Origin of the sequence: Campylobacter sp. BCW_6877 (assembly GCF_001762445.1) — a bacterium.
In the GTDB taxonomy this organism is placed as follows: domain Bacteria; phylum Campylobacterota; class Campylobacteria; order Campylobacterales; family Campylobacteraceae; genus Campylobacter_D; species Campylobacter_D jejuni.
Genome location: NZ_MJWW01000065.1, coordinates 1 through 10,025 on the forward strand (window position 1 = coordinate 1; position 10,025 = coordinate 10,025).

General features: G+C 26.8%; 10 protein-coding genes. All 10 read right to left on the reverse strand.

What is annotated here, in order from left to right; translation table 11 throughout:
• Positions 1-1,600 (reverse strand): type VI secretion system tip protein VgrG (gene vgrG / locus AJ936_RS09760; RefSeq protein ID WP_141080061.1); only part of this gene is annotated, 1,600 nt, incomplete at its 3' end.
• A 133-nt stretch (positions 1,601-1,733) separates the two neighbouring features.
• On the reverse strand, positions 1,734-2,366 hold the full coding sequence (locus tag AJ936_RS09765; RefSeq protein ID WP_070210761.1) for a hypothetical protein: 633 nt from the start codon (positions 2,364-2,366) through the stop codon (positions 1,734-1,736).
• A complete protein-coding gene (locus AJ936_RS09770) occupies positions 2,366-2,716 on the reverse strand; it encodes a DUF4299 family protein (RefSeq protein WP_044779597.1) in 351 nt (116 codons plus the stop codon). Before AJ936_RS09770 ends, AJ936_RS09765 begins: the two co-directional genes overlap by 1 nt.
• A 70-nt stretch (positions 2,717-2,786) precedes the next feature.
• A complete protein-coding gene (locus AJ936_RS09775; RefSeq protein ID WP_070274511.1) occupies positions 2,787-3,338 on the reverse strand; it encodes a hypothetical protein in 552 nt (183 codons plus the stop codon).
• A 13-nt stretch (positions 3,339-3,351) separates the two neighbouring features.
• The gene (locus tag AJ936_RS09780) at positions 3,352-4,431 is read right to left on the reverse strand and encodes a TNT domain-containing protein (protein ID WP_083265135.1); all 1,080 of its coding nucleotides are present in this window, start codon (positions 4,429-4,431) and stop codon (positions 3,352-3,354) included.
• Positions 4,424-5,674 (reverse strand): hypothetical protein, encoded by a 1,251-nt coding sequence (locus AJ936_RS09785; protein ID WP_044779668.1) that lies wholly within the window; start codon positions 5,672-5,674, stop codon positions 4,424-4,426. The genes AJ936_RS09780 and AJ936_RS09785 overlap by 8 nt, the downstream gene beginning before the upstream one ends.
• 77 nt (positions 5,675-5,751) lie before the next feature.
• A complete protein-coding gene (locus AJ936_RS09790) occupies positions 5,752-6,444 on the reverse strand; it encodes a DUF4276 family protein (protein ID WP_070210734.1) in 693 nt (230 codons plus the stop codon).
• A complete protein-coding gene (locus AJ936_RS09795) occupies positions 6,444-7,523 on the reverse strand; it encodes an AAA family ATPase (RefSeq protein WP_070274512.1) in 1,080 nt (359 codons plus the stop codon). The genes AJ936_RS09790 and AJ936_RS09795 overlap by 1 nt, the downstream gene beginning before the upstream one ends.
• 2 nt (positions 7,524-7,525) lie before the next feature.
• Entirely contained in the window at positions 7,526-9,124 is a 1,599-nt protein-coding gene (locus AJ936_RS10680; protein WP_052859245.1) for a putative toxin, read from the reverse strand.
• Between the two features lie 19 nt (positions 9,125-9,143).
• Positions 9,144-10,013, reverse strand: a complete 870-nt coding sequence (locus AJ936_RS09805) for an ankyrin repeat domain-containing protein (RefSeq protein ID WP_070274514.1) — start codon at positions 10,011-10,013, stop codon at positions 9,144-9,146.
• Positions 10,014-10,025: the final 12 nt, after the last annotated feature.

A 10,025-nucleotide genomic window follows, 5' to 3' on the forward strand; every position in this document is an offset into this window, starting at 1 on the left:
TAGTCCCATTATACAAACTTCCACTTACATAAGGCTTATCTATATCATCATCTAAAAAAGAAATAATCACTTCATCTCCAATTCTTGGAGTATGATAAAAACCTGAATGATTACTTGCTATACTTGAAGCTACTCTTAAAAAAGGAGTGTGATGATATAAACTTTCTTTTTCATCTAATTCTTCTTGATTGGCATAAAGATTAATCCTTACCTTAACCCTTCCATGCTCATCAGTATAAATAGTATTTCTCTCACTTTCTATATCCTTACTCTCTCCTATAACAATACCTTGAGTGCTATTAGGAGCTTTAGGTTTAGCTTTAAAACTTGGAGTAAAGATAATATTCTTTTTTAATAAAGTTAAAGTATTGGAATAAGATTTACTTAAATTTAAATCTTTTAAATTTAAATGATCATTAGTATTAATAGAATTAGCTAAGATGGCATCATCAATTAAGATTTGAGTATTAGCAATAATAATAAAGTCTTTAAGCAAAGAAGCTTTATCTTGTTTTTCTTCATCTTGATTTTTTATTTCTTCTTGATGATTAAACTCCTTATAATTTAAAGTGATAAAATCTCCTAAACTAAGATGATAAATATTACTTTTTGCTAGTAAGCTTTCATTTAATACTAAGGCTCTTTTTTCTTTAAGAGAAGGCTTAGTCTTTAAATCAATGCTTTTTGTAAAAGAATATTCACTCTCATAAAAATGTTCATTATAATAAGCTTTGTTATTAAGTTCTTGTTCATAAGGAACTTTATTAGAATGTAAAGATAAAAGATTTAAAGGAGTATTGGCATTGATACTAGAATGTGTAAAAGAATTAGTTCTTAAGCTTTGTTCTTTATAAATAGAAGAAATACAAGCTTGATTTAAAATATTATTAATATTAGGATTATACTCAATTTCTTTATTTTTTACATTTTTATATACATCACAAAAATAAATAGTGTTCTCATCTTCATAAAAAAAGATTCCATTATTATGGCTTAATCTTGCAATAAAGTCTAAATCACTTTCATTGTATTGAGAGATGAGTTCTTGTTCTTCATAATTAAAATGTATATTAGAATAATCAATTTCTTTATGTAAGATATCTTGATAAAAACCAAGGGTTTGTTTAATCACTTCTATAATATTAGTATGAGTATAAATACGATTGGCTTTATTTAAAGAAAGTCTTATCAAGACTGATTGAAGCTTAAAAGAAAAAAAATGCTTGTATTTTATTTGCTTAGTATTTGAAGCGCTATCATTAATATTTAAAGCACTTTCATGATTAATACCTAGATATTTTATATAAGTGATAATTCCCTTATAGTTTATTACTTCATTGTTATCAAAGTTTAAGGTATTATTCTCATAAGGATTATGGATACTTAAAATAGCTTCTTGATCGATTAAAACATTAGGATGAAAATTAAAATCTTGACTTAGATTAAATAAGCTTTCATCTAAACTTTCAAAAAAACCTTCACATTCTATAGAAAAAAGTTCTTCAAGACTTTCTTTGATAATGGCTTTAGTGATTTTAAAGGGTAGGGGATTTGAAGTAGAATTTGATATATTAAGACTCATAAAGGAATTAAGGGACATTGATGATCCTTTTGGGGGTTGAGTTTATGGTGTTTATAATTTCACTATGTTTTTAATTTTTATATTTATTATTTTAACACAAATAGTCTAAATTTGAGTAGAAAAAGAAATTGCTTATTTTTGTTGTTAAAATCTATTTTTTATCTAAATTTACTTCTATGATATTAGATTCTTTTTCGCTGTTTTGTGTATTTTCTAAACGCAATTTTATTTTATTTGCACCCATAGGAGTTAAAATAGTAAAATATCTAATATTATTTTCATAAAAATCCCAAATTTCATCAAATTCCAAATAATTTGCTAATCCATATTCTTTAAACTCACATTCTTTATAGATTGATTTTAAAAATTTTGGCACTTCATTAATAATAAAAAGTATTTTGATTTTTTCTTTTTGAGAATTAATATCCAATTCTTTAATCAGATTATTTTGATATTCTTGCTTTATTATTTCTATTATTTTTTTATTATCACAATTTTTTAAATCATTAAGATTAACATCCATTTCTTTTTTTAACTCTAATTCTTGAGGAAAATAATTTGTATTCTTATAATCAGAAGCTTGTGGTAATAATATATTTAATTGTTCATCACTTTTAAAAATTAATTTCGCTATATTCATAATTTTAATATTTAATTCTAATATAGCGTAAAAATCTTTTTTAGAAAAAATTTTATCTACACCTTTTTTCATATTTACAATATCTAAATTCTCATCAGATAAAAATTCTACAAGTTTATTTAAAAATATAGGTTGAGGAAGCATTACCACCCTTTAAGCTCTAAGCTTTCAAGCTCTTCTAAACTCATTGCTCTAATTAAAATCCTTTCTTCTGATTGAATTAAAGAAAAATCTTGTAGTTTTTCTAGTGCTTCTTTATATTCTAAATATCCTAAAGGTTTATCTTCGCTAATGCTAAAAAAGCTTAATCTCCATTTGGCTTCTTTATCTTCATCATCTAATTCAAAATTTTCCCAAGGTTTTTTAAAAAGAATAGTATCTGTATCTTCACTTAGGGTGAAATTTATTATTAACCCATCGGGTGTTTCATAAAGTTTAGGTATAGCTTCATAAGCTTCTTCCCAACGCCTTTGTAAAAGTTTTAAATCTTCCATAAATTTTTCCTTAAATATAAAATGAAATTATAACTAAAAATCTTTTTATATTAAATCATAAGGAAAGTATTTACACAAAGCTAATTCTATTTTGTTTAATCATTCTAGCACGATTGATAAGAGCATAAAGGGCTATATCTTCATCATTATATATTTCTCCTTCAAATTCTTCATCCCCATCAAACTCAATACTTTTCCATTCTATAAGCTCTGCTTTAGCATTAGTAATAAAAGAAATATATTTATCTCTTTGTTTATCGTGTTTAATACCTGCACATAAAGGTTTAAGTGCTTCATCATACCAAATCACTTCCAACTTTTCTTCTTTGATGATTTTTAATGCTACTTCTTTTGTTAGATATTCTTTAATGTCTTTTCCATTGTATTTTTTTTGCTTATAATTCATTTTTAACATTTTATCAATGGCTTCTTTTTCACTATCAAAAGAATACTCAAGTTCAACACTGCCCCTTTCTCCAATATAAACAGCTTCGTATTTATTATTATCAGAATCAAACCACATAGTAAGATGGTATTCTCCTGAATGTTTATAAGAAGGATACCAATCTGTATCAATCAACTTTTCTTCTTTTATAATTAGTTCTGCTTGTTCTCTTGTCATTTTCTATCCTTTATTATGGTATTTGTTTGATAAAACCTAATTGCATTAAGTTTTCTATGGAAATAGGAAGTTTAATTTGTGTTCCTCCACCTTCTTGTTCAAAGCATGGAGATATTTTACCTATCTTCGGAGAATGGAATTTGTTTTTTTCTTTTAATGTTTTAATATCTTTTTTTAATTCTTCATTCCCACTCATTCTAACCTTTCTTTCAATACTTTCCATATTAATATCTTCTGTTACTTCATATCTTTTATAGGTTTTTTGCATGGCTTCATTATCTTCATAAGGCAATGATCTTTTTTCATAAGGCATCACTCCTTTTTTCTCTTTAAAAGGGCAAACAAAACCGCCCGAATTATCTCCATATCTGTCCAGTTTCATCCCTTTTTTTAGAGTGATTTCTCTTGGTTTGGGTGGGATTTTATAGCCATCATTATCAGGATATTTAAATTTACCATTTTCACAAATATAATTTGAACTTCTAGGTTTTGGAGTATCTTTAGGCCATATTCCATTATGCTTATAAAGATGAACTTCTTTATCACTTACCTTACCTTTTTTATTTTCATTTTCCAAATATAAAAGCATTTTTGCTTTTTCTTTACTTCTTTGTGCCGCTCCTAATTTATCTCCTATCCCTTGCCATCTTATCCTATCATACTTAATCTTAGCAAGAGGACTAGCTTGTATTTTAGCTAAAGCAAATTTAATCTTATTGCCTTTAGGTATAGAAAGTACAGGATAGCCTTTATTACTTACTCCTATTAAGCCCATTTGATAAACGGAATATTTATTATTGATTTTATGCTTTGAATAAGTATAAGGAAATACCAAAGCAACTTTAGTACAAGGTCCTCCAGCTACTGGAGGATTTAAACATCCACTTATACTAGCTCCTTGTATTTCATCGTGTAACATAATAGGAACATTATTATATTTTATTCTTTTAGCCTTTTTTGCTTTTAAATTGACTCTACCTCCATGTAAGCATAATAAAGTATTATCTTCCAATATAGGATGCAAACAAGAAGTATCAAGAGTTACATTAATATCTTCTATTCTAGGAATAGTTATCTTTCTTTTTCTAGCCATGAAAAGCCTTGTGAGATTTGAGAATGTTTTCTAATTGCTCATCTTTAGCATAAAGAAATTTTTCTTCTAAGGAGCAATCAAAGTTTAAAGGAAAAGGTTTTAAGGTATTTTTACTTAAAAATTTTTCCCAAAGCATAGAATTTTCCTCTGAAGACAAATTCCAAAAATCATCTTTATTGTTATAAACATAATCTTGATAATCTATAAAATTTACAAAATTAATATTTGTATCTTTTTGTTTAGAGAGTAAACCTTGTATATTTTCTTCTTCGACTTTTTTTGGGATTTTGTTGTAATTGATAAGATAATGATTAAGTCTATCTTCATTTAACTCTTGATTATCAAGTTCTTTTAAAAACTCTTTAGAATAGTAATTTAAAAAATAATTATTCGCATATTTTTCTATATGTTTTTTAAAACTTCTTTTATAAATAAGTGTATTTTGGGTGGCAGGATAAGATTTAAAAGCATTATCTTTAGAATTTAATATATAGTTATAACCCGAAAAAAAATAAGAAAAATCCATAAAAGCATAATCAGCGCTGATGCCTTTACAAAGATCTAAAAACATATTTTGAAGTTCTAAAATAATTTTTTCATTTTTGCTTAAATTTAATTCTTTTTCTAGTTGCTCTTGATTTTTTGGGATAAAAGTATGACTGATTCTATGATTATAATTATCAACTAGATATTTTAAGCTTTCATCACTGAAATTAAAAGTTAAATTAAGCGAAGAGTTAAAATAAACATCATATTTATTGAAATAGGGTGCTAAGTTGTCTTTATCTATAAAAGCATTGATTTGATTTTGAGAAAAATTTTCACCACTTTCATTCCAAAAAGGAAAATTAGGAGAAAGATTTTTAAGTGCTCCTATTTCGCTTAAATCATTTTCTTGATAATATCTATGTAAAATATATTTGCTTTTATCTAAACATAGCCTATCGTAAATTTGGAGATAATTTGAAGGTAGAAAATCGCACCATTCATCATTTCCATGTAAATTTATGCCTTCAAATTTATCGATACTAAAATAAGCTTTAAGTTTCTGCATGGCTTTTAAAGTATCATTTAAATGTTTGTTATAAAAACTACCTTTATTAGCTTGTTTAAATTCAAACCAATCTTGAGAATTTAAACGATTCCCTTTTAAACTCCAAGCATCAAGATATTTTTCATCGCTAAAGGTTTTTGTAGAAAAAAGGTAAAAACTTACTTGATTAGCGCTTATATTTTGTTTCATTTTAATTCCTGAAGGTGTTTGAGGTGTTTTTATTGCTATTTTTAAAAACCTTTTTCAAATTCTTGTGAAATAAATTTTTATTTTTCACTATTTTCCTTTTTGTTGCCTAAACTATGAATTTTTTCACACCATTTATTAAAATGTCGGCATTTTAATCTTATATTATCTATGCCTATTTCTTTAGCGATTCTTCCACCGTGCAAGATTTTATTATAGCTTGGAAAAGATAAAATCTTTTTTAATCTATTTGAAGGACTTGTTTCTTTACTATTATTAATAAATTCTGGATTATCGAATTCTTTGACAATGTCTTCTAGTTTATAAATAAGTTTTTTATTCCATTCAGCATCTGCTTTAATTATTTTTGTAATATCACTAAAAAGCAAACTTTCAAATTCATGTGGCTGTATATAGCTAAAAAAATTATTTGTATCGCATTGTTGTTTAATTGCTTCATCAAAATCTTTTTGTATTTTTTCAACGTGTTCATATATATTTTTATTACATTGTTTTTCTTTTAAAAATCTATTATCCAATCCATAGTAATCAAACATTGTTGTCATAAAAGCTTGTGAATCTTGTTTTAATTTTTTAACGATAAAATCAACAACCCTATCATACGCAAGTCCTCCACCTTTATGTCCTTTAGATGTAGGTATTATAAGTGGAGTAAGATAAACATTAGAGTTATAAAAATACGATCCTAAAATTTCATTTATAAATTTTTCCTCACTTTGTCCTTCGCAAATCACATAACATCTTGTAATCATTATTTTGGTCTCCCGCCTATAAGATTACTTGCCCAAATTTCTCCAAGTGTATAGTCTTCAAGCCAAGCTTCTAATTTTTCATCATCCATTCTTGTAAAAGTAGATTCATCGTTTTCTTTATCTACTACTATAATATCTTGCGCTTCAAAATGGTTTATCAGTTCTACAGATTGTGAAGAAATAATGAGTTGCTTTTCTTTAGCCACTCTCTTAATAATTTCACTTAAAACCTTTAATGCATAAGGATGTAGTCCCAATTCCGGTTCATCAATAATAATCGTTCCCGACATCAACTCAAAAGGCTGAAGCAATAAAGTAGCTAAACATATAAATCTTAAAGTCCCATCAGAAAGCATATGGGATTTAAAAGGAGTATCAGGATTATTTTTATGATACCATTCTAATTGTATATTTTCATTAGTTCTAAAAATAAATCCTCCAAAGAAAGGAGCGATATCTTGTATAGTCGTTAAAATTTGTTTATAGTGATTATTGTGATTATCATGAAGCATCTTAAGATAAGCTGCTATATTTTGTGCGTCTTCTTTAAATATAAGATTGTCATTTGCATCACACATTCCCTTCATCTTGGCTGTATCGCTTGTATCATGAAAATGATAAAGTTTCCATTTTTTGATTTCATTTAGAACATGTTCTGCTACTTTTTTAGAATAACTTCGTTCTATTATATCTGAAAGATTACTTTCTAGTTGATTACTCCCTATAGGTTCTTTATAGTCTTTATAGTCTCCATCAAAGAAAATATATTCATTTAATATCATAAGCTTATTTTCACTCGTTGGAACAAAGGTAGCATAATAACCATTTTTGCCAAAAGCAAATTCAAGATATATATTTTCAGTCTTTTTTCTGCCAAAATGTAAAAAATTATCAGGTCCTTTATCTTGTGTAAAAAATTGCAAATTTTTATTAAATAAAGCATTAAGCATTTTAAATACTGAAATAAAATTACTTTTGCCCGAACCATTTGCACCTATTAAAATATTTAATTTTTTAAGCTCAAATTTGGATAAATCTTTTATGGATTTATATCCTTTGATTGTTATTTTATCTAACATCTTTATCCTTTTGCAATTCCAGAATTTTTTTGCAATTCTTGGTTTTGGTTGAAAATTTCTTCTAATTTTTCTTCATAATTTAAGTCAAATCTTTTTATTACTATTTTATTGGGTGCTACACCTTTGATATGATGTAAATACATTTCTTTAAATACTGTTTTTATACTTCTGTGTAAATGTTTATGATAAATAAAGCCATTTCTTGAACCTTGATCTCCAGCTTCTTCTGAAAAATTTCTCAAACGAGAAGTGCCAACATCTGATACTTTATACCAATTTTTATCTTTTGACCTTAAAACCTCTTTTACTGTATTTTTTTTCTTTGCCTTTGTCTCTTCATCAAATTCCTTCACCTTGTCTTTATTTTTTATTAATGCTTCATGTTCTTGAAGAGTCAATGCGCTTCCTGAAAGATTTTCTGTTAATTGTGTATAGTTATTGCATATGAAAAAATAATCAAGTTCATATTCTCTAGCAAGTTTTAATTCAAAGCTGATTTGTTCTGTTAGGCTTTGAACTTGGACATTTTTAACCTCTACCAAACTAGGAATATCATTGATGATCACTAAAAAATCAGGTATGGTGTGATTAAAACTATGAAGATTGAAATTAGCATCAATTTTTCTTTGATTGCTCAAATGGCGTGTAGATCTTTTCTCAAAAAGTAAAGAGGTGATGTATTCTCCCGCATCTCCTATAACACTGGGCGTGATTTTTCTATTCTCATTTTTTTCAAGATCTATTTTTATTTTTTCACATTCTTTAATTTTTTCATGTTGTTTATCTATCAAACTTTCTTTAGTGTCTTCAGAAATTTCTGATGGCTTAAGTTTTTTTAACATTTTAAGTTTTAACTTGGCAGTTTTTATAAGATCTTCTATTTGTTGTTTTTTGCCACCATAAGCGGCAAAGGTTGTTTTGTTATTAAGCATTTCTTTAAATTCTTCAGGTGTTTGAAATTTAAAATCATCTGGATTATTTATTTGAGCTATTTTTCTTTGAAAAGTAAGAGTTTTTTGCTTACAATTTGCTAATTCTAAAATCACAAAGCTACTATTTAAAATAGGAACAGGATCAAATTCAAAATCTTTATTATCATCTTCAGGAAGTAATCTAGGTATAAGACACCATTGAGACTTATCATAAAATTTTTTTAAAGTTTCTTTTTTTATTTTTGCAACACCATCTTTTATAGGAAATTTTTCTATGCAATCATGTTTTTTTATGTAATTATCTTTTTTTGTATAAACATCATAAAATATATCATATTCATAATTTTTTCTTACAAATTTTCCAACAGGAGTGGCCTTATTGTCCAACTTATCAAATTCTTTATTAATATCTTCGCTGGTGTTAAGTCCAAGCTGTGCGATTTTCTCTTCTTTTTCTTGGTTGATTTTTTTTAGATATTTTTGGGAGTTATCTTTGTTAAATTGCAGGATTTCTTCTTGTGGATTTTGATCGTTTTGAATTTTTTCTACCTCTAAATGCTCTTTCACAGGTGCATAAAAGGCAATATAACCACCGATAATATCTACACTTTCAAATTCTTTAATGTAAAATTTAACATCATGAAATTTTATTTCATCGTTAATTTTCAAGAAAAAATCCTCCTTTTTATTATTTTTTTATCTTTCTTCTTTCTTCATACATTTTAATTTGTTCTGGTCTCTCTAAACTCGTATCAATATTGTATTCTTTAACCAATTGTTCCCAAGTCTTAGCACCTGCTTTTTTTAAGATTGTTTTATTTTTATTTATTCCAAAAGAAATAGCTTGATCCAATGGAGTATTAGGTTTAAAATAATTAATTTTATCATCTTTAGTTTTATTGATAGTGCAATTAGCAGCATTGACATCAGCTCCATATTTGATCAAAATTTCCAAACAAGTTCCAATAGGTTTTTTATCGGATGTTGCAGCTATATGTAAAAGGGTTGTTCCTGCATCGATATAACTGTGTTCATGTTCTGTTTTAATATTTCTCATATTTACATCAGCGCCAAATTGTAAAGCCACTTCTAAAGAATTTACAGACTCAGGATCGCCAAGCAATATCCAAGAATGCAAAGGGGTGGCACCTCGTTCATCATAAACTTCAAATTTACATCCTTTTTTAAAAAAATAATCAATCATTTTTTTATTTTTTCCACCCACTCCAATATAATCAGTAAGGGCATTATTTCCTAAACACTCATCATCAGCTTTAAGTCCTAAACTCTCAAAATACTCCATCATTTCAAAACTTTGACTCTTATCATAAGCGATCCCTGCCCAAGCTAAAGTAGAACTAGGATTAAAAAAAGGTATAGGATGACCACACCAATATACCTTACGACGTTTCTCTAAAAATACTTCAGGCACGGGATAATCTTTTAAAAACTCTTTCACTTCTTTAAGTTTATTATTTTTAACAAGTCTAAAAAACTCCCAACCTAACTCCCTTATAGCTTCTTCATCCATAGCTTGCATTTCTTCTAAAGTTTTCATTTGTTTTTCCTT

Coding starts and splice junctions, on each gene's coding strand:
- AJ936_RS09765 (WP_070210761.1), bottom strand. CDS start 2,366: ATGCTTCCTCAACCTATATTTTTAAATAAACTTGTAGAATTTTTATCT.
- AJ936_RS09780 (WP_083265135.1), bottom strand. CDS start 4,431: ATGGCTAGAAAAAGAAAGATAACTATTCCTAGAATAGAAGATATTAAT.
- AJ936_RS09805 (WP_070274514.1), bottom strand. CDS start 10,013: ATGAAAACTTTAGAAGAAATGCAAGCTATGGATGAAGAAGCTATAAGG.
- AJ936_RS09785 (WP_044779668.1), bottom strand. CDS start 5,674: ATGAAACAAAATATAAGCGCTAATCAAGTAAGTTTTTACCTTTTTTCT.
- AJ936_RS09795 (WP_070274512.1), bottom strand. CDS start 7,523: ATGTTAGATAAAATAACAATCAAAGGATATAAATCCATAAAAGATTTA.
- AJ936_RS09775 (WP_070274511.1), bottom strand. CDS start 3,338: ATGACAAGAGAACAAGCAGAACTAATTATAAAAGAAGAAAAGTTGATT.
- AJ936_RS09790 (WP_070210734.1), bottom strand. CDS start 6,444: ATGATTACAAGATGTTATGTGATTTGCGAAGGACAAAGTGAGGAAAAA.
- AJ936_RS09770 (WP_044779597.1), bottom strand. CDS start 2,716: ATGGAAGATTTAAAACTTTTACAAAGGCGTTGGGAAGAAGCTTATGAA.